15 protein-coding genes are annotated in these 20,235 nt (G+C 73.0%); 6 read left to right on the top strand and 9 right to left on the bottom strand.

The genetic code is table 11. The features are described from left to right. The first annotated feature begins 161 nt into the window (after positions 1–161). Complete coding sequence (locus tag ALLO2_RS07130) at positions 162–920, top strand: CDP-alcohol phosphatidyltransferase family protein (protein WP_023840954.1); 759 nt, start codon at positions 162–164, stop codon at positions 918–920. Here the strand turns inward: ALLO2_RS07130 and ALLO2_RS07125 are convergent. The 7 genes from ALLO2_RS07125 to ALLO2_RS07095 all read right to left on the bottom strand — a co-directional run bounded on the left by ALLO2_RS07125 (position 843) and on the right by ALLO2_RS07095 (position 12,789). Then, a complete protein-coding gene (locus ALLO2_RS07125; protein ID WP_035730605.1) occupies positions 843–2,330 on the bottom strand; it encodes an NAD(P)/FAD-dependent oxidoreductase in 1,488 nt (495 codons plus the stop codon). The two genes, ALLO2_RS07130 and ALLO2_RS07125, sit on opposite strands and share 78 nt — an antisense overlap. Positions 2,331–2,471: 141 nt before the next feature. After that, the gene (locus tag ALLO2_RS07120) at positions 2,472–3,659 is read right to left on the bottom strand and encodes a glycosyltransferase family 2 protein (RefSeq protein ID WP_011435835.1); all 1,188 of its coding nucleotides are present in this window, start codon (positions 3,657–3,659) and stop codon (positions 2,472–2,474) included. Continuing rightward, the gene (gene cruF, locus ALLO2_RS07115) at positions 3,656–4,483 is read right to left on the bottom strand and encodes a bisanhydrobacterioruberin hydratase CruF (protein ID WP_035730602.1); all 828 of its coding nucleotides are present in this window, start codon (positions 4,481–4,483) and stop codon (positions 3,656–3,658) included. The genes ALLO2_RS07120 and cruF overlap by 4 nt, the downstream gene beginning before the upstream one ends. Further along, positions 4,480–5,058, bottom strand: coding sequence for an N-acetyltransferase (locus ALLO2_RS07110; RefSeq protein ID WP_232234953.1), 579 nt, complete (start codon positions 5,056–5,058; stop codon positions 4,480–4,482). Before ALLO2_RS07110 ends, cruF begins: the two co-directional genes overlap by 4 nt. A 220-nt stretch (positions 5,059–5,278) precedes the next feature. Then, entirely contained in the window at positions 5,279–7,945 is a 2,667-nt protein-coding gene (locus ALLO2_RS07105) for an FAD-dependent oxidoreductase (protein WP_023840956.1), read from the bottom strand. 144 nt (positions 7,946–8,089) lie between these two features. Continuing rightward, on the bottom strand, positions 8,090–8,833 hold the full coding sequence (locus ALLO2_RS07100) for a hypothetical protein (protein ID WP_011435839.1): 744 nt from the start codon (positions 8,831–8,833) through the stop codon (positions 8,090–8,092). Then, a complete protein-coding gene (locus ALLO2_RS07095) occupies positions 8,830–12,789 on the bottom strand; it encodes a BTAD domain-containing putative transcriptional regulator (protein WP_035730601.1) in 3,960 nt (1,319 codons plus the stop codon). Before ALLO2_RS07095 ends, ALLO2_RS07100 begins: the two co-directional genes overlap by 4 nt. Positions 12,790–13,125: 336 nt before the next feature. Between ALLO2_RS07095 and ALLO2_RS07090 the strand changes: the two genes are divergently transcribed. From ALLO2_RS07090 to ALLO2_RS07070, 5 genes are all read left to right on the top strand, one after another. Beyond that, complete coding sequence (locus ALLO2_RS07090; protein WP_035730599.1) at positions 13,126–13,863, top strand: hypothetical protein; 738 nt, start codon at positions 13,126–13,128, stop codon at positions 13,861–13,863. A 74-nt stretch (positions 13,864–13,937) separates the two neighbouring features. Then, positions 13,938–14,579 carry an SAV_6107 family HEPN domain-containing protein gene (locus ALLO2_RS24070; RefSeq protein WP_011435842.1) on the top strand — a complete coding sequence of 214 codons (642 nt, stop codon included), beginning with the start codon at positions 13,938–13,940 and terminating at the stop codon, positions 14,577–14,579. An 82-nt stretch (positions 14,580–14,661) separates the two neighbouring features. Continuing rightward, complete coding sequence (locus ALLO2_RS26965; RefSeq protein WP_023840958.1) at positions 14,662–14,817, top strand: hypothetical protein; 156 nt, start codon at positions 14,662–14,664, stop codon at positions 14,815–14,817. Between the two features lie 76 nt (positions 14,818–14,893). After that, positions 14,894–15,706 carry a bifunctional 2-polyprenyl-6-hydroxyphenol methylase/3-demethylubiquinol 3-O-methyltransferase UbiG gene (locus ALLO2_RS07075; RefSeq protein WP_011435843.1) on the top strand — a complete coding sequence of 271 codons (813 nt, stop codon included), beginning with the start codon at positions 14,894–14,896 and terminating at the stop codon, positions 15,704–15,706. 167 nt (positions 15,707–15,873) lie between these two features. After that, entirely contained in the window at positions 15,874–16,284 is a 411-nt protein-coding gene (locus ALLO2_RS07070) for a DUF3040 domain-containing protein (RefSeq protein WP_011435844.1), read from the top strand. On the opposite strand, the gene ALLO2_RS07065 is transcribed toward ALLO2_RS07070, so the two are convergent. Next, positions 16,232–18,799, bottom strand: coding sequence for a transglutaminaseTgpA domain-containing protein (locus ALLO2_RS07065; RefSeq protein WP_232234945.1), 2,568 nt, complete (start codon positions 18,797–18,799; stop codon positions 16,232–16,234). The genes ALLO2_RS07070 and ALLO2_RS07065 overlap by 53 nt on opposite strands. Beyond that, the gene (locus ALLO2_RS07060; RefSeq protein ID WP_035730682.1) at positions 18,796–20,199 is read right to left on the bottom strand and encodes a DUF58 domain-containing protein; all 1,404 of its coding nucleotides are present in this window, start codon (positions 20,197–20,199) and stop codon (positions 18,796–18,798) included. The genes ALLO2_RS07065 and ALLO2_RS07060 overlap by 4 nt, the downstream gene beginning before the upstream one ends. Positions 20,200–20,235: the final 36 nt, after the last annotated feature.

Here is a 20,235-nt window from a genome sequence, read left to right as displayed (position 1 = left end):
ACGCAGGGTGCCGCTACGGCTCGCGGTAGGGGACGACGAGACTCTATGTCCCAGCATGTCCCAGCGCGAGACGGCGTACCGGACGGATGGCGGCGTACCGGGCGGGGCGCTGGCCGTACCGGGCGGAACGGGATGGCGGAACGGGATGGACGACGGGCACGATGGACGACGTGAGCACCCCGCTACCCGGTCGGGACACCTACCTTGCCCAATGGTCGGCCCTGCACGGCGGCTACGACCTGGCGCGCGGGCTATGGCTCGTTCGTGCCTGGTTGACGGTGGTCTACTGGCTGGCCAGGCCGCTCGCCGCCCGCCGGGTGCGCCCGTCGGCGGTGACCGCCGGGGGGGCCGTGCTCACCGCCCTCGCGATTCCCCCGGCCGTGGCCGGTGGCCGGTGGCCACTGCTGGGGGCTCTGGTGATCGTGCTCAGTGGCCTGGCCGACAACCTCGACGGAGCGGTGGCGATTCTCACCCGACGCGCGAGCGCCTGGGGATATGTCCTGGACTCCGTCGTGGACCGCTGCGGTGACCTGGCCTACCTGCTGGCCCTGTGGTGTCTCGGCGCACCCGGCGGCCTCGTGATCGCGGCAGGCAGCATGCTGGGACTGCTGGAGTACACCCGGGCCCGGGCCGGCAACGCCGGCTTCGACGAGATCGGTGTGGTGACCGTCGGGGAGCGGCCGACCCGGATCATCATCGCCGCGGTTGGCTCGTTCGGAGCGGGTCTGGTGCCCGGCCTCGCGAACCTCGCCGCGAGTATCGCGACGACCGCGACGCTGGCGGTCTGCGCCATCGGCCTCCTTCAGCTCACGGCCACGGTCCACGCGGCCCTGACCGCCGGGTCAGGCCGGGCCGATGAGACCGGCGACGATGCCGGCGGAGAGCACGACGAGCGGCAGCCCGCCGCCGGGATGGGTTGACCCACCGACGAGGAACAGGCCGGGTACCCGGGATGCGTTCGGAGGCCGCAGGAAGGCCGCCCGCACGCCGTTCGAGGATCCACCGTAGATGGATCCGCCCACCGTCCCGGTGCGCCGTTCCAGATCCGCCGGGGTGATGGTCTCGTACCAGCGCAACCGGGAGCGGACGTCGAACCCGCGGGCGGCGAGCACGTCGAGGATGCGCCGGGCGTAGCCGTCGGTGAGCCCGGGACGGTCCCAGTCCAGGGTGCCTGCGCCGTTGTGGCCGCCCGCGCCGCGATGCGGGGGCGCGTTCACCAGGATGAACCACGCCTCGCAGCCCGGCGGCGCGCAGGCCGGGTCGGCGGGCGCGGCAAGATAGATAGTGGGATCGGCCGCCAGCCGGCCCGCGAAGACGGCATCGAACTCGGCATCGTAGTCGGCTGGGAAGGTGACCGTGTGATGCCCCAGCCCGGGCGTGCGACCCGTCAGGGCCAGCAGCAGCACGAAGCCGGACATCGACGGTACAGTCCGCCGCAGCCGCCGGCGGCCGACCCGATCGTTCACCAGCCGGCCGTAGAGCGCCGCCGCGTCGGCGTTCGCGACGACGACGTCCGCGGGCAGCCGGATACCGTCGGCGAGACGGACCCCGTCGACCCGGCCGCCGGGGGTCCGGGTCACCGCCAGCACCGGCGCGTCGAGCAGGATCCGGACGCCGCGTTCCTCGGCGCGGCGGGTGAGCGCATCCCCGAGGCGGCGCAGGCCGCCCGCGACGTACCAGCCCCCGAAGCGCCGTTCCGCGTGGACCACCGACACCAGAGCGGCGGGGGNGNGCCGGGGNTCGGACCCGGAGTAGGTGGCATAGCGGTCCAGGATCATCCGCAGCCGGGGATCACGCAGGTAGCGCAGGCCCAGCCGGCGCAGGCTCCGGCCGGGCGCGATCGCGGCGATGTCACCGGGTGCGGACCAGGCGAGCCGAACCAGCCCGGTCGCCGACACGGGACTGGACAGGAACGGTCCTTCGGCGGCGTCGAAGACCCGGCAGGCCCGGNCGGCGAGCCGCCGCCAGTCCTCGCCCGACCCGGGGGCGATCCGATCGTCCAGTTCGGCCACGAACGCGTCGTCGTCGGCATGTGCGGCGAGCGTCGTGCCGTCGGCGAACCGGTAGGACGCGATCGGGTCCAGCCGACGCAGCTCCACCTCGCCGCGCAACGGCCCGCCGGTCGCGGTGAACAGGTCCTCGAACACGCCGGGCATGGTCAGCAGGGACGGACCGGTGTCGAAGCCGAACCCATCGCGCTCGTACCAGCCGAGCTTGCCTCCGGTCCGCGACGACTGCTCGCAGACCGTCACGTCATGCCCGGTGGCGGCGAGCCGGGCCGCGGCCGCCAGCCCGCCCACACCGGCGCCGATCACCACAACACGGGCCATGCGACGACTGTACGAGCTGCTCCTTCCCGGTTATCCACGAGGAAGGAAACGGGCATCGAAGCCTCGGGAAGAAGAAGGAAGCCGCCGGAGGGGCAAGGGAAGCTCCTGGCGGGGTGCGGGGTGCGGGGTGCGGACCAGTGGTCAGGGGCAGCGGGTAACCGGTCGTCCCTTCCATCGGGCGGTACCCCGCCGACGACGCCACCACGACACCGCAGTCAGGTAGCCCAACAGGCTCACGGAAGCCGGATGAGCGGCGGCGTCGGGCCAGCTCCGGCCGCCCGTGCGGCGGGCGGCGAGCACCCGGCCGGCGACCCCGGCGAGGTACCCGACCGCGCCCGGGCCCGAGCCACCCAGTGCCGCCACCGCCGGCACGACGAACAGCCAGGCCAGCATGCCGATCTGCCCGACGCTGCCGAGCGTGCTTCCACCGGCGACGGCCAGCGACTTCGCGTAGCCGTCCCGCAGCTGTGACCATCCGGAGTACATCCGGTTGACCGCGAGATCGGTGCCGTCCACGACCACTCCCCGCCCGCCGGCACGCTTGAGCCTGCGCAGCAGGGCGACATCCTCGATGACCTGGTCCCGGACACCCTCGTGGCCGCCGGCCCGGCGGTAGGCCGCCACGTCCACGGCCAGCAGCTGTCCGCCCGCCGCCGAAAGCGACGGCCGGGCGGAGCGTTCGGCCAGCCGCAGCGGCAGCAGCGCCAGCCACGACCACTGGAGCAGGGGTTGGATCAGCCTTTCGGCGACACCGGCCGCCTCCTGACGCGGGTAGGGCGAGACGAGGTCGAGGCCGGCGTCCCGCAGGAGGAGAACGGTCCGCGCGACGCCGTCGGGGGCCACCGTGACGTCGGCGTCGACGAAGACGAGGACCGTGCCCGTGGCCGCCGCCGCGGCCCGGGCGCAGGCGTGCGGTTTGCCGAGCCAGCCGGCGGGCGGCTCCGCACCGCGCAGCGCGACGATCCGGTTGTCCCTCGCCGCCCACCGCGCGAGGATCTCCCCGGTGCCGTCGGTGGAACCGTCGTCGTAGACGAGGATCTCGAGGTCGGGCACCCACCGTGAGCCGAGCAGGGCCGACAGGCACCGCGGCAGGCTCCTGGCCTCGTCGCGGACGGGTAGCACGACCGTCACCCGTTCGCGTACCGGCCGGGCCGGCGGTGGGACGCGTAGCAGCCGCGCGTTCACCGCCGTGTGCACGGCGATGGCGGTGGACGCCACCGCGGCGGACCGTACCGCACCCGACCAGCATCGCCCGGCAAGCCACCGGGCCGGGGATCTCGGTACCGTCCGGTGCCTCGTCCCGTGCCCTGTCCGCCACGGCGCCGTCATCGTGGTGGGGAGCCCGCCGGGACCGGGCGGTCCCCGGCCCGGGCACGGTCCCGGGGTCCGGCCCGGGCCGCCGCGACGAGCGCAGCCCCCATCGCGATCCCGCCGGCCGCGGCCACACCGGGACGGTCGAAGAAGGTGAGGTTCGCCAGCGTCGAGGAGACGTAGGCCCACAGGAGAAGGGCGAGCGGGGCGCGCTCGTCGCGAGCCGTGCTCCCGGCCTGGTCCGGAAGCGCCGTCAACGCCGCGGTCATGGCGATCGCGACGGCCACCCAGCCGGCGGTGTTGGTGAGTGGGATTCCGTTGAGCGTCGGGCCGCCGCCGAGCCACCGCCAGTACCCCGCGGCGACCATCTGCGGGTCGATGAAAAGATCCCAGGCCGCGAGGACGAGCGCGGCCAGCACGACGGTGCGCGCCCGGCCGCGGTGGTGGCGACGGGCCAGGACATACGCCGGGTAGGTCGCCATCGCCCAGGCCATCGGCACCACGACCGGGACGCCGTACAGGCNGGNGCCCAGNGNNNNGCCGTAGACGTAGCGGCCGAAGGGCCAGCCGGTGTGCACGCCCACGGTCTCCACGAGCAGCCCGCCGCCGACGGTCACGGCGAGAAACCCGGCGGTCCACGCTCGGCCACGGGTGAGCAGGGCGTGGCTCACCGAGGAGGCGAAGAACAGCACGATCGAGGCGATGGCGAGCGCCGCCCCGGCGGATCCGGTGACCAACGGACAGGGGAGCTGCACCGCCACGGTGGCCGCCGCGAAGATCCACGGCACCGCGGTGGGCCGCGCCGGCCGCGCCGATCCGGTGAAGAGCGCGTCGGCGGTCATCGTACCGGTGCGTGCCGGTCGGCTCCTTGGGCGGAGGCAGCGTCGGGACGGGCGGGGGAGCGTCCGCGGAGCTCCTTGCCGAGCACGGCGTAGGGGGTGAGGGTCCCGGGGAACTGGAAGTCGGACAACAATGGAACGAATCCCTCATGATCGTACAACCGGCGCGCCGGACTGCCCGGGGGTTCGAGGGCGGACAGCGCGGCCGTGCGTTGCGGGGCCCCGCGCAGCAGCTCCCGCAGTATGGTGCGCCCGATCGCCCGGCCCTGGTAGGCGGGCAGGACGTGCAGCTCCACGATCTCGAGACAGTCGTCGAGCCAGTACGCGGCCGAGTCCGGCGGGAGCGCGCCGGCGACGACGTCGTGCCACCACTGGCCGACCCGGCCGGGCAGGGCGTAGGTGATCCCGATGAGTTCGTCGTCGGGTGTGACGGCCGCCACGGCACGAAGGTCCCGCCGCTCGAAGTGCCGGCGCGCATGGGCGGCCCGGTCCCGGGCGGCCCGCTGCGGGTCAGGCTCGTGGTGATCGAGGAAAGCGGCCTTGTAGACCGCGATGACATCGTCGAGCCGGGTGCGCATCCGGCTCGGGGACCAGCGGACCACCCTCACGTCCACGTCGGTCACCGGCGTCGCCTCCTGTCCGCGCCCGGATCGCCGACCTGGCCCCACGAGTCGGGTCCGGCGAGCCAGGAGGCTGGGGCGCACCATCACGTCGCTCGACGATAACTCGCCGCCCGCCGGCACCGCTCGGCGATGGGAATTACTGCTACGTAACGTCATTCCACTGATGTGGAGGGTGCTAACTCCGGATGGGTGGGAGACCGGCCCGATCACCGGCCATGGCGAGCGTGGCGCAGCGCGGCGTGCCGGCGAGGAGGTCGGCCACCAGCATGGCCACCGCCGGGGCCTGCACGGTGCCACCCGCGTTCGTCCCTGCCGCCACGATCACCCGGCCGCCGTGGTCTGCCACGGCCTCGACAAGGGGGAGGCCGTCCGGGGTCGCCGGGCGCTCGCAGACGCGGACGTCGAGCATCTCCACGCTGCCGTCAGGCCGGCGCAGCGTCGGGAACAGGCCGGCGACCGCCTGCTCGAAAACCGCGCGCAGACGGGCGACGCCGCTGTCCGCGGCCGCCCGCACGGCGGTGCCCAGATACCCGAATCCGCCGCTGACATGGATCCTGGCACCATCGGCGGACAGCGTCACATTGATCACACCTAGGGGATCTCCGGCGTGGACCTTCACCGGCCGTCGCAGACCCGGGTTCGGCAGGGTCAGCGAGAGGCCGAGCAGATGCGCGACGGCACCGGCGCCGGGCCAGGCGGCGCCCAGCAGCCGCTGCAGGTCGCGGCCGGCCACGGTCACCACGGCCCAGCCGGTGCGCAGGGTCGAGCCGTCCGCGAGATGCAGCCGGACCCCGCTGCCGGCTCCGTTCCCGATTTCGTGCCCGGCCTCGTTCCCGTTGCCGTCGGGGTTCCCGTCGAGGTTCCCGTCGATGTCGGTCTCGATGTCGGTCTCGATGTCGGTCTCGATGTCGGTCTCGATGCGTTCCACCCGGGTGCCGGCGCGCACCTCGACGCCCGCGGCCCGCAGCCGGTCGATGAGTACCGTGGCCAGATCGTGGATGTTGACCGCGTAGCCGTCCACCTCGACCGCTGCGGTCACCTCCCGGACGCCGTCGGGCAGCGGGACCGAGCGGCCCAGCGCGGGCCAGTCGCGAACCAGGTCCGCCCGGGACAACCGAACGACCCGCCCCCCCGCGGACCGCTGCAGCCGCTCGCCCGCGGCGAGGTCGTCCGGACCGAGATAGATCCGCGGGATGCGGGCGTCCCAGCGCAACCCGCACCCGGCAGCGAGCCCGTCCCCGCCGTCGGCGAGCGCGAAAAGATGCTCCCACCCGCGCAACCCCAGCCGGTTCAGGGCGATCACCAGGTCCCGGGCCACCGCGTGCAGCCCGGGACGGTCGGCGCACTGCTCGAAGGCGCCGGCCCAGGCCCTCTCCGGCTCCGACAGCGACTCCGGGTCCCGTAGCCGCCAGCCGCCGTGCGTCGGATCGCGATCGAGGACACCCGCGCGGCTCGCGTCCGCCTGCGGCAGGGTCTCGGTCGCCGACAGGTGCCGACCGTTCGTCCCCGCGAACGTCGTGCCCTGGGCGGCAGGGTCTGCCCGGTCGGCAGGCGCGGCGTCGAGGACCCGGACGGGGTGGCCCCGCAGCCGCAGCACGAGCGCGATCGTGAGTCCGACGATCCCGCCGCCGACGACCACCACGTCGTGCTTGTCGACGGCGGAACCGTCAGAGGCCGGGTCCTCGACGGCCCGGCGGCCGGTGCCCCGCCGATCGCCCCGGCGATCGGCCAGGTCATGACGATCGTCCTTCGGGCCGTTCCCGGTGAGGTCGTTCCCGGTGAGGTCGTTCCCGGTGAGGTCGTCCAGGTCGGCCCGTCCGACCACCGCGAGGAACGCCTGATCGAGATCGTTGCTGCAGGCGGGACTGTGCATCGCCACGGAGCAGAGAGTGAATCCGCGCCGCGGCTCCCCGCCGTCCTCGGCGATCCGCCCCGCGAGCAGCTCGCGGACCGGGCCGAGGAACCGGGGGGCGTTGTCGATCACGACCTCCAGGTCGCGGCGGTCGTAGGCGTCGACCAGCGCCCGGTCGGTGAAGACGTGCGGTTCGCTGACCGACACGAGTCGGCGGCCGGTGAACGACTTGACGTGCCGCATGTCGATCATGCCCGCGGATATCCGGGGCCCGTCGTGCACGAGGGGCGCGGCGATGCTGATCAGATCGGCGGCGTCGAGGACGTCCTCGACGGTGCGGGCGACGTGGATCCGGTCTACCGGCAGTCGGTGCTTCGCCGCCCAGAGCGCGACCGTCGCCGGCCTCGCCGCGAGTGAGGGAGCGTGCACGGCCAGGTGCCAGCCGCGTGCGACGCCCTCCCGGGCGACCCGGCTGTTGATGTTTCCGGCGCCGACGAGGCCGAGCACGCCCGGCCGATCGGTGCGCGTGGCGGCCCCGGCCGACTCGGCGCCGGGTGCGTGGCCGAGCGGGTCGAACAGCCGGTCGACGATGAACCGGGCGACGTGCCGGGCGTTGACCTCGGGGGTGTTGCGCACCTCGATCCGGTGGCGGGCCGCGGCGGCCAGGTCGACGGCAGCGAGGGAGGTGCCCCGGCGGACCAGCAGCAGGGGTCGGTCCCGGCCGGCCTCCGCCGGGTCCGTGCGGACCGCGGTGGCCCACCGTTCGAGTGCCGGTCCATCCACCGCGTTCACCCCGACGACGAGGGTGTGCGGCCGCAGTTCGACCAGGGCGTCGGCCAGGCCCGTCGGCCGGGTGGCCAGCTCCGGGCGTAGCCGGGCGGCGTCGTGCCGAGTGACGAGCCGCGCGACCCGTTCGCTCACCGGTGTCGCGATCAGAACCCGACGGCGGGGGGGCTGCGTCCAGGGCGCCTGCTCGCGGGGTATCGACATGCGGCTTGCTTCACCCGGTTCGTGGGAAGGTGCGGGGCGTGGGAAGGTACGGGCGGCCCCTCCACGGTGGCGGGTGCCGTTCAACGGGGTGTCAAAGCAGGCCGTGTCCCCGCCCGGATACGGCGGGGGGCCGTGGCCGGATCTTCAACGCGGCGTCAACGTCGGCCCGGGGCTGACCTGCAGGAGAGGATCCCGCCCGCCCAGCGTCCCCCGCGAGCCGAGCACCGCGAACCGCGCGAACAGTTCCTCGCTGTACCAGCCGACCATCGGTGTGCGCCGGACGACCTCGCTGTGCGCGGGGCGGCCGTAAGCGAACCTGCGCAGCGACGCCGCGTCCTGCCAGAGGCTGAACGTTCCCTGTAAGCCGATCGGCGCCTCCCCGATGCCAGCCGCGAAGATCAGACCCTCGGCCTCGGCGAGGTCGACCGCCACCGCCGGCACCGCTTGGCGGAAGGCGAGGGTGTGCCGCAGGGCGATGCGGGCCCGGGTGATCACCGCGACCGCCGCGGGGGCGCTCGCGGGAGGCGGAACGTTCGACGCCGCCGGGTCGCCGAAGGGCTCCTGCCGTGACCACCGCCCACGTGACGACAGCGGGTGAAGGTCGATCCGCCAGCGTTCTTCGGCCAGCGACGACCATGCCCGCACCGGCGCGGATCGTTCGAAGGAACGGGCCGCCGACGGGGAGGACCAGACGGCGACCATCGCCCACTGGCACGGATCGGCGTCGCGCAGGGTGAAACTGCTCGCCGAACCGGTGCCCAGCAGTTTTGCGAAGGTCAGTCCCGGTGTGTGCCGCAGGGCGGTACGGTCGGCGGCCATCCGCGCCAGGGCGTAACCGATCCGTCGCCGGGGCACCCGCCAGAAGTCGACGGTGACAAGCGTGCTCATCGCCGCACCGATGACAGGCGCAGCAAGCTGTCCCGGGCGGCCCCGTACTTGTCGGCGAAGGCCGTGGCCACGGCCCCGGCGCCGTCGTTGTCGCGCAGGGGTACCATCCGGCACCGTCCGGTTCCAGCCAGTACATGCCGACCGTCGCCCGCCACCTCCGCGAGCAGGCCGTCCGGACCGCCGCGGCCCAGCAGCGCGACGAGGTCGGGGGAGGAGACGTACACCGCCCCGTCGAGGCGCACGAACTCGGCCTGTACCTCGAGATGGCCCGCGTCCGACGGGGAGACGCGCAGCGGCACCCGCAGATAGTCGTCCAAGGCGGTGCTCCCTTCCAGACTCCAGAGCCGCTCGAAGTGCTGTTCGACGAACTGGACCAGGGTGGAGGAGACGGCCGCCTCGTGCTGGGTCGCGGCGGCCGAGGAGTACCCGACGGGGAACGTCGAGACCAGCGCCCCGGTGTCCCAGCGGTGATACGTCGTCAGGGGCTGTTCGGTGTAGAGACGCACCGCGAGCCGGGAGCGCAGGACGGGAGCGAGCCGATCCCGCAGTGCCTCGAGGACCAGCAGGTTCGAGCGGATCATGCCCGGTACGTCGACGCTGTGCAGGAGGTCGGCGGCTCGTCCGGCCACGGCCGGGGAGTCCGGGTCGAGTAGGAGCACCTGAATGATCGCTCCGGCGTCGACCGCCGCGAGCACCGCGTCGGCGAAGGCGGTCCGGTGCTCGGGGGTCGCCAGATCCGTCCAGGTGTTGAGTAACCGGACGCTGCGCCGGGACGATGCGATCCGGGCGATGAAGTACGCCGGGTCGAACGTGCTGAGCAGCCGCCCGCTGGTGAACTGGGTGGGCTCGGCCGTGACCGGTGCGCTCAGCCGTTCCTCGGCGGCCGGCAGCTCGGGGGAGCCCTGCTGACGTAGCAGCGTGATGCCCTGCTGCCAGGATCGCCGCGCCGCCGGATGGTCGTCCATCTGGGCGAGGATGTCACCCCGGCGGATGAGCACGCGTGGCTCCCAGCGGGTGTCGGGTAGCTCGGCGAGCAGCGGCAGGCTCTCGTTGTAGCTTGCCAGAGCCCGGTCCAACCGGTACTGGAAACGGTGGAGATCGCCCAACCGGCGCAGGGCCAGCGCCTCCAGCGGGCGGTTGCCGAGTTCGCGGGCGATCGACAGGCTCATCGTCAGGCAGTTGATGCCGTCGGTGAGCTCGTCCCGGTCGCCGTGGACCATGGCGACGTTCACCAGGGTCTCCGCCTCGGCCTTGCGGGCGCCGCCCCGGCGCATCATCTCCAGGCCGGCCTCGAAGTGGACCAGGGCCGCGGAGAACTCCCCCCGACCGCGGCAGGCGTCGGCCAGCCCGCGCAGCGTCCGGGCCTCACCCAGCTCGTCGCCGAAGTCGACGAAGATCTTCCGGGCGCGGGTGAGGCGTTCCGTGGCCAGCGCCAGGTGGTCGACCGTAGCCCGGTAGACCTCGACCGCCGGTTGACCGTCGGGGTCCGTGCCGTCCGCGTCCAGTCGCCAGAAGGCGTCCTCGAAGGCCAGCGTGATGTCGCGCTCGGCGAGGTTGGTCAGCAGCGTCGCCTCGGCGAGGCGGTGCCCGCCCCGGCGGGCCGCGGCCAGCCCCAGGACGTGGCTCTGCTCCCAGTCGCCCCAGTGCGCCGCGAAGGCGTAGAACTCGGCGGCCTCGGTGGCGAGCAGCCAGGTCGGCTCGTCGAGACCGGCCGCGTGGGCCTGGTCGATCAGGCTCAGGAGGTTTCCCCGTTCCCCGCCGAACCAGACCAGCGGCCGACCGACCAGGTCGGCGACGCCTGCCTGTTCAAACCGAAACACGGCCCCCGTCGTGAGCGCCGCCGCGTCCTCGGCGGCGGGGGTGAGGGTGCGCACCCCGCCGGGGCTGAAGGTGTCGACCGCCTCCCGCAGCATCGCCAGATAGGCGTACAGCAGCCGCCCCAAGGCCGCCCGGTGTTCTCCGGACACGGTGGAGGGGGCCTCGGTGGAGGGGGCCTCGGTGGAGGGGGCCCCGGCGGAGGGGGCCCCGGCAGCGTCGTGGTGCCCGTTGCCGGTGTGCCCGTTGCCGGTGTGCCCGTTGCCGGTGTGACGGTTGTCCCCGCCGGCCTCGGGGATCCGACCCGGGGCCGCGGGGTGGCCGAGCGGGGTGCCGACCCCGGTCTCGCGCTCCCGGGCGAACACCCGGAGCAGGTCGTGAAAGCGGTAGCGCTCGGTTCCCGTCCGGTCGGCGCCACGTCGTTCGAGTAGCTGGGCGTCGGCGAGCCGGTCGACGACGTCCTCGGCTTCGTCGAGGTCGAGGTCGAGGACCGCCGCCGCGGCCCATGGCGCGAAATCGCTCATCGCGGGCAGCGACAGCAGCCGGAAGGCGCGCTGCTCGTCCGGCGGCCGGCCCTCGTAGCTCAGCGAGAAGCTGGCCCGGATCTCCAGGTCGCCGGCCTCCAGCCAGGACAGCCGGTCGCGTTCGTTGGCGAGCCGCCCGGCCAGGCGGGCCAGTTTCCAGTGCGGATGGGCGGCCAGCTTGCGCCCGGCGATCTGGATCGCCAGCGGTAGGTAGCCGCACAGGCCGACGATGTCACGCGCGGCCTCGGGCTCGGTGTCGACCCGCTGCGTGCTGACCATCTTGGCCAGCAGCTCCACCGCGTCACTGGGCAGCAGGACGTCCACCATCCAGTACGGGGCGCTCAGACCGTGCAGCCGCGACCGACTCGTGATGATGACCGCGCAGCCCGGGCTGGTCGGCAGCAGCGGCCGGATCTGTGCCTCGCCCCCCGCGTTGTCGAGGATGATCAGGACCTTGCGGGTCGCGAGCAGCTCCCGGTACATCTCGCCGAGATCGTCGGGGTCGGCCGGTACCGCGGAGCGGCTGACCCCGAGCGTCTGGACGAACCGGGACAGCACCCGGGCCGGGGCCAGCGGGGTGCTGTTGCCCCGCAGGTCCACGTACAGCGTGTCGGTGAACCCCGTGCGGACGCGATGCGCGATGTGCACGGCCAGGGCGGTCTTGCCGGCGCCGGCCTTACCCGCGAACGCCGCCACCACGGTTCCCCGTGACAGCCCGACCGGATCGGTCAGCATGGCGTGCACCTGGGCCTGGATCGTGTCGCGCCCGGTGTATTCGCGGATGTCNGGGGGCAGCTGGTNCCCCCCCTGGCTNGNGGGCGCCANGGAGACCCGCCGGTCGAGCGAGCGGGGCGGGGTCCAGGCCAGGCTGGACGCGCCGCGCAGCACGTCCTCCTGCAGCTGCTGCAACATCGCGGAGTCCAGCCCCAGGTCGTGCAGCGCCTCCAGGCCCTCCCGGCAGGCCCGGGCCGCGTCCTCGATCCGACCGTCCCGGTAGAAGGCGAGAACCAGCTCTCGGCGCAGCCCGTCGTCGTGGGGGTGCCGTGTCACCAGCACGCGCAGATCCCCGATGACCTCGCGATGACGACCCAGAGAGAGATCGGCGGCGATCCGGGTCTTGGCGATGTCGAGCTGGAGTTCGTCGAGGGCGTCCACGTAGGCCCGGGTGAACGGGTAGTCGATCAGGTCGACCAGCGGCGGTCCCCGCCAGAGGGCCTGGGCCTCCTGCAACGGGGCGATCGCGCTCACCGGGTCACCGTCATCCACCGCGCGCCGGCCCTGTTCCAGCAGCCGACGGGCCTGCTCGGAGTCGATCTGCTCCGGGCGCACGTCAAGGACGTACCCGGTCCCCTTGCGCAACAGCACCTCGGAACCGGTCTCCAGCCGCCGCCGCAGCTCGCTGACATGGGTGCGCAATGTGGCCAGCGCCTTCTCCGGCGGTGGGCCCCCCCAGATCACCNCCAGCAGCCGGTGACCGGGCACCACCTGACCGGCTTCCAGCAGCAACGCGGCCATCAGCACCTTGCGCTGGGTGCCGCCGAGCACGATGGGTGCTCCCCCGGCAGTGATCTCCAACGGGCCGAGGATGGCGAACTGCAGGCTGTCGCGGTCAGGCATCTGGTCCTCTCGTACGACCCCCGGTGATGTCTGTATTACCGCAGCGTGCGCCGGGAGGGGACATGGCGGCAACTACCGATCTGGAACGGCCCCCTGTCGTTTCCGCGTCAGGCCTGCTCCGGCGCCCGGTGTCCGGTGCGACGCGGGTGGCGGTCCGACTCCGTGGGGTGTCGTGTGACCCGATCGCGGAATCCAGGTGTTCCGATCAACACATTCTCAATGGTTCTGGTGATTGTGCGTGCAGTGGGTGTTGATCGCTTGGAGGTGCACTGAGTCCACGAAATCGAGGCGGCAGACGGCCGGGAGACGGCCGGCGAGGCGGAGGGGGTTGGGAACATGGCGATCACGGTGCCCAGGAGCCTGGCGAGGCGGCCCGCGTCGGCGGCGGGCCCGGCGGTGACCCCGGCGGTGACCCCGGCGGTGACCCGGACCCGGACACCGCGGACGACGGCCGGGGCGGACCTTCTCCCGCGGCGGGCCGGCGGACTGCCGCACGAGCTGATCTTCCGGATCGAGTCGGTATCCCGGCACGCCTCGGTCCGGCACGTGCACGTCGAGACCGACGAGGGCGCGGTGCTGGCCGACTGGTGGTCGCGGGGCCGGGTCGAGCTGATGGCGGCCGGCCGGCCGTTCGTGCTGGAGACCGACCTCGACGGTTTCGGGATCCGTCTGGTCGAACCCATGGGACGGGTGCCCCTGGCCGCCTTCGAGCCAGGCCGCCACGGGGGCTGGGTGCGCCTGTCGGACGGTGCCACGCTGCGTTGGCTCAGGTCGACCCGCGGCGAGTTCGCCAGCGGGCTCGTGGGTCACCGTGATGTGAACATCATCCGGTTTGCGCTGGACGGAACGGCGCTTGTCGTGGCCGATCCGGATGCGCTCGACCCGAGGGTCACCCGGGTGGCCCGGACGACAGGTGCGGATTCGGGACATGTCTGTCGGGGGAAAGTCGCGGACCCGCGGCTGGGATGGGTTCCCGACGTGGTGGCCCTGCTCGTCCTCGGCTGGTTTCTTCGGGTGGTCGAGTCCGAGGTCGCCGGATCTGCTCGATCGCGTGTTCGATACCTCGATGCTTGACGGGCGGCGCTGGCGAGGGTTCACTACTTCGTGATCGAACCTATGTTCGAGACTCGGGAGGTGTTGTGACCACCGTGACCAGTCGGCCGATCAGTGGCTCGGACAGTGGCTCGGACCCGGCGGGAGGAGCGGCCCGCGGTAAGGGTGCGTTTGGCGGCCCCGGTGGATCCACCGGGCCGCACGGTGGATCCACCGGGCCGGTTGGACGGACCCTGGTGCCGGCGGCGGGGTTGCCTCGCCGCTCCCGCGACGATCTGTTGGTCGCCGCCCGGCGCGGTCTCGGTGAGGCCGAGTGCGCCCAGACGGCCGGGGAGCGCTACGCCCTCGCCCACCTCGCGGCGCTGCGGGCGGCGGCCGCTGTCCTGGCGGACCGGGCCCGGCCCCGTCCCGGTCGTCGCGGTCGGCCCGTGAGTGCCTGGTGCCTGCTTGTCCGGGTGGCCCCCGAGCTCGCGGAGTGGGCGGAGTTCTTCGCGGCGGGGGCCGCCCGGCGATCGGCGGCCGAGGCCGGGCTGAAGGTAGTGACCAGGCGGGAGGCCGATGATCTGATCCGTCAGGTCGATCTGTTCGTCGGGGTTGTCGAGGGCGTACTGGGCCTCCCGTCCCAACCGATGATCGCCGGCACCGGTCCGGTCGGGCCTGGGGAGGTCACGATGGTCATGTCGCCGGGCCGAGGGCAGGCTGACCGTGGTCGGCCCGGCGGCGCCCCGGGTGGGTGACGAGCGGTTGCGTTTACGGTGAGCATCGGTCACTATCGGTTACCTTCCGAGGGGTAGTGGTTGGCGGAGCAGGAGATCATCGATGGTCCTCACCGGTTCTGAGCATCGGCACCGCGGCGCGCATCGGGCCGTGCCGTCCGCCGTTGCGCGTCGCAACATCTGGGTACTGCGGGTCGTAGGGCTGTCGGCTGGCGGGCTGGTCGTCGGGGTCGCCATAGGCCTCACCGTGGGTCGGTGACGCGCCTGGTCCTCCGGCGTGGGCGAGCGGGCTGACGGCGGCGCCGACGATGCCGGCGTGAGGAGGCGCGACGCGCATGACCAGCCATGTCACCGGCGCGGATCTGCGGCAGGCCGCGATCTGGCACGGCCTGCGGACGGTCCTGCCCGGATCGGCAGCGGGGGTTCCGGCCTGGTCGGTGGCCCCGACGGCCACAGCCATCCCGCCGATCATCGTTGACGCGGGCGGTGGGAGTGGTGGCTTCGCCGTACCCCTGGCGGTCGAGGGCTACCTGGTGATCGTCGTGGACCCGTCGCCGGACGCCCTGGCAGCGTTGCGCCGTCGCGCCGACGAACGGGGCGTCGCCGACCGGGTCACGGCCGAGCAGGGCGATCTGGCCGACCTGACCGGCATCGTCGGAGCCGAGACCGCCGATTTGTTGCTGTGCCACTCCGTCCTCGACGTCGTTGACGATCCCGAGGCCGCGCTGGCGGGGGCCCTGCGGGTGCTGCGCCCGGGAGGCGTTCTCAGCCTCGTCGTCGCGGGCCGGGCTGCCACGGTGCTCGCCCGCGCCCTGGCGGGTCGCTTCGAGCAGGCGCAGGCCGTGCTGACCGGCCAGGGCGCCGGGGCGCCCCGGACGCCCGCCGGGTTCACCACCGCCGAGATCGTCGCGCTGGTGAACGCGGCGGGCGCGGACGTCGTCGACGTCCACGGGGTGCGCGTGTTCGCCGACCTGGTCCCCGGGGCGCGGGTCGACTCCGATCCCTTCACCGCGCAGCGGCTGCTGCGCCTGGAACTGGCCGCGGCCGCCCTGGAGCCGTTCCGTGACCTCGCGGCACAGCTGCACGTGCTTGCCCGCCGTCGTGCCGCTGGTACCGCTCGCGAAGCCGGCGCCGCCGGGTTCCCGTGACCGTGGATTTCCCGGTATGAAAGACCCCAGTTCGGGCACGGACCAGGTGACGGGAATCGCTCGGTTCCAACCAGCATGACAGGTTGCCTACCGCACCCGCCCGCACATGCCTATCCTTGGTTATCAGGTTCCGTCCGCCGGGCCTACAGGTCGTGGGAGGAGCGTCGATGCCGCTCTCGGAGAACGAGCAGCGCCTGCTGGAGCAGATCGAGCGCGCTCTCGTACAGGACGATCCAAAGTTTGCCAGTACCGTGCGTTCGACGGACCCCCGTACCTATCTGCTGCGCCGGGTGCGCCGCAGCGCGGTCGTCTTCGTCCTCGGTCTGGCCGTCCTGGTCGTCGGTGTGGTACTCAACCGGGTACCGCTGACGGTGATCCTCGGCATCCTCGGTTTCCTCATGATGTTGTTCGCCGCGCTGCGCGGTGCGGCAGACCTGCGCCGGATCAGCGGCCGTGACACCGGTCACCGGCGGCCGGGCGGCGTGCAGGGGGGATCGAAGCCGAAGCCGCGGGCTAGGGCTCCGTTCATGGAACGGGTCGAGGAGCGGTGGCGGCGGCGCTGGGAGGACCGTCCCTGACCGCGTCCAGCCAGTCCTGATTGTCCTGATTGTCTTCGTTCTGAACCGTGGTGGGCGTGGCGGGTCCGTCGTCCTTACCGCCTCCCCNTCCCNTCCTCGACCGTCCGCGCGCCGAGGCCGGCGCGGCGCGCCGGAGAACCGATGCCGGGGCGATCCGCGCCAACATCCGCCTGGCCCGCGGTGCCAGCGCCAACAGCGTGGTGGTGGCCAGGACGACATCTTCGCTGAGGTCTGCGACGGANGGCGGCGCGGCCATCTCCGGCGGCGCGTAGCGGGCCCGCTCCTCCGCGGAGGCCAGTCGGGCGAGTGCCGCGCGGGCCTGCGGGTAGGTCGTGGGGGGCTCGCTGCCCCCGGACTGCCACGCAGACGGTTCCGGGCCGGATCCCGGAGCCTGTGCGGTGGTCGGCTCGGCGTCCAGGTAGGCGGTCAGCCGGGCCACTCCGGCCCGCGGCGAGTCGTTCGGCCGGATCATGATTCCCAGGTCCGCGGCGACGTCCAGCAGTTCCGCCCAGGCGTCGTGGACCCGTTCCACCGTCGCCCCAGACGGATCTGGGGGATCGTCTTCGGCCGGGCGCAGCCGGACCCGCCTCCGCCGGATCCGGATGATCGCCGGAACGGCTAGCAGGCCCAGGACGGGCAGGGCAGCGCACAGCCAGACCACCCAGGAGGGAATTTCGGTGGAGGTCGATGCGTCGTCACCTGACCGCGCAGCGCCCATCGCGGTCGGATCGTCGCCGGGAGCCGGCGTGGAGGTATCCGGCACGGGCACCGGCTCGGGCACTGCCTGCGGTTCGGCCTGAGCCTGCTCTTCCGGCAGGGCGGCGTCGTTGTCGGGGTCCTCGGGCCCGGCGGGGGCGTAGGACGGCGCCGAGGTGGTTCCGTCGCTGCGGCGGGTCGGCTCGAAGCTGATCCAGCCGATCGACGGGAACCAGACCTCGGGCCAGGCGTGCGCCTGCCGGTTGGTGATGACGTAGCTGCCGTCGCTCTGCCGCTCCCCGGGGACGAAGCCGATCGCGACCCGGGCGGGTAGGCCCAGTATCCGCACCATGACCGTCATGGCCGAGGCGAACTGTTCGCAGTAGCCGCGGTGGGTGTCGAACAGGAACTGGCTGAGCGCGCCCTCCTGCGTGGTGGGGGCGCCCCGGAGGTCGTAGGTGAACTGCGGCCCCCGCAGGTATTCCTGGATCGCGTACACCTTTTCATAGGGGGTGCGCGCACCCGCGGTCACGGCCTTGGTGAGCTGACGCAGCTGGGGATCGAGATTGTCAGGGAGCGCGGTCGCGACGCCGAGCGAGTCCGGGATCGGCCCGGTCGCGGCCTGAAGCTGCGCGCTTGTGGGATTCGGCACCACCGCGTCCACCTGGTAGTGCGCGTTCGCCGTCGAGGTCCGGGTCGAGAAGATCGTGCCTGTCGGGCTCGCCAGCCGCCAGTCGCCGGTCAGCCCCTCGATCCGGATTGGGATGCCCGGAACCGGCAGATACAGCTCGTTGAACCGCCCGGTGACGGCCACCTCCGCACGCACCGACTGGGTAGCGCCGCCCGTCCGTGGTTTCGGTAATCCCTCGCTGACCCGGTCTTCCCGGGTGGCATTCAACGCCCGCAGGGTGAACAGTTGGCCGTCGAAGTTCTCCAGCGCCGTCAGTCGCAGATACTTCGGCTCGTCGGAGCGCAGCCGAAGCAGGGGCACCTCCGTGCTGGCGTGCAGCTGCTGGCTCACCGAGACGATCGGCTGCACGACGCTGGCCGAACTCGGACCGTCCCCGGCACCGGATCCACCCTTGCGCGACACCAGTCCCTCGCCGTCAAGGGACGGCAGGCCAAGCGGCACCACGATCGCGGCGACCAGCGCGGTGACGGCGACCCCGAGCGCGCCCACGGCGATGCGACCGCCGAACATCTCGACGCCAGCCCTCCGCTGGTCGGAGACGGTCCGGCCCCATCGCTCGTACGCCAACCGCCCGTCGAGCAGGAGCAGGGCGATGAAGCTCACCGCGCCGAGCAGGAAGGGCACCACGCCGACCCCCCCGGGCAGAATCGCCGCCGACACCGCATACAGCGCCAGCAGCGGAAGGCCGCCGAGCGTCGGGTGGTCGAACTTCACCACGATCAGATCGACGATCATCACCAGGAGGTAGACGCCGATCACCGTGAGGACCACCAGGCCCGGCCGGGCGGGCACCGGCGCGGCCAGCCGTGAGATGTCGGAGCCGCCGGCGGAGATGAGCGTGTGCAGCGTCTCGACCGTGGTGGCGGTCGGCAGGAAGCCCAGCAACGCCGTCGACCGCGCGGACAGCACGGTGACGGTGCCGATGAGGCCGACCAGACTGAGCAGGATCTCGGCCGCCGCCGGCAGCCGGAGCAGGCGGCTCGCCACCCCCGTCCCGACGGCCACGGTCGTGGCAACGAGCACCGGCCCGAACCACCAGAGGACACCCTCGAACAGACGGGTCAGCGCGCTGGTGGACAGCAGACAGGCGACGGTGGCGATCACTGTGGGCACCGGGCGGGCGTTCACGGCACCGACCGTCCGCCGGTGTGGAGATCGCCGGTGTGCCCCGTCGCCCCGGTGAGTCCCGTCGCCCCGGTGAGTCCCACGGTCCTGGTGAGTCCCGCGGCCCCGGGACGTCCGGAGACTCCGGCGGCACCCGGGGCACCGACGCCGCCCGGGCCCCGGGCCCGGGCGGCGACCCGCGGCCACATCGCCGCGAGGCTGGTGCCCGCCGCCGCGCCGAGGACCGCCCAGCCGGCGCGGGTGAGCACCGCGTGCGTCGTTTCGAGGTCGGCGGCGATCTTCGGGGCCGCCGCGGCGGTGCTCCAGCTGGCCACGTTGACGAGCACCGCGATCGCCGGGGCGCTGCGGGGCCGCAGCCCGGCCAGCGCGGTGGCGGTGGGCGCATCGGTGTGGCCGAGGACGGCGACGAACATGCCGCCGCGATCGACTCGCCCGCGGCCGGCCGCGAGCGCTGGGTACAGGGACTCGGTGGGGGCGGGCGTCAGCGTCGAAAGCTCGTCAAGGAGCCCGCCGACGGTACCCTCCGCGGCGATGGCCGCCAGCCCCTGATCGGTCAGCAGCCGGACCCGGTACCCGCCCCGGACGAGGTGGACGCCGATCGCCCCGACCGCGCTCACCGCCCACTCGAACGACGCTGACGGGCCCCCGTCAGGCCACGCCCGGGCCCGAGTGTCGATCAGGATGGTCGCCCCGCCCGTCCGCGGGTGCTCCTCGCGCCGGACCATCAGCTCGCCGCGGCGGGCGGTCGTCTTCCAGTGCACCTTGCGCAGGTCGTCGCCGGACCGGTACGGACGGGTCGTCGTCTCGTCCTCACCCACGAGCCCGGTCGCGCGGCGCAGCTCGGTGCTGACGCGCGCGGCACCGGTCGGGCGGGCCGGCGGCAGCCGCTCGATCGGGGGGGCCACGACCAGTTCGTCCAGGCTGCGGAAACTGCGCGACAGTTCGCACAGCCCGAACGGGTCACCGAGGCGGATCGCCATCGGTCCGATCTGGTAGCGGCCGCGCATCCCCGCGTGGAGGACATAGGACAGGTCCCGGCTGCCACCGGGCTCGATCCGGTCGAGTACGAACCGGGCCCCGCCGCCCAGCCCGTCCGCGGCAGCGTCCTCCAGCAGGAGCACCGACGACGGCGACCGGCTGACGTTCTCCAGCCTGATCTGGACCGAGACCCGGTCCCCGGCGGTCACCCGGCTCGGTTCGAGCCGGCGGGTGCAGGCGAGCCGGTAGCGGGTCCGGCAGACGAAGGCCGCCGCGAGCACGGGGAGGAGCATGACGAGCAGGCCGATCCGCAGCAGGTCCTGCTCGCCGAGCACGGCCGCGGACGCCGCGCAGGCGATGCCGGCGGCGACGAACGACCGGCCGCGGATCGTCAGGCCACGCAGCGCCGCGACAAAGTCACGCACCCGGAGGTTCCGCACCCGGAGGTTCCGCACACGGAG

The organism is Frankia sp. Allo2 (assembly GCF_000733325.1).
Classification (GTDB): domain Bacteria; phylum Actinomycetota; class Actinomycetes; order Frankiales; family Frankiaceae; genus Frankia; species Frankia casuarinae.
This window is presented reverse-complemented; position numbering and strand designations above follow the sequence as displayed.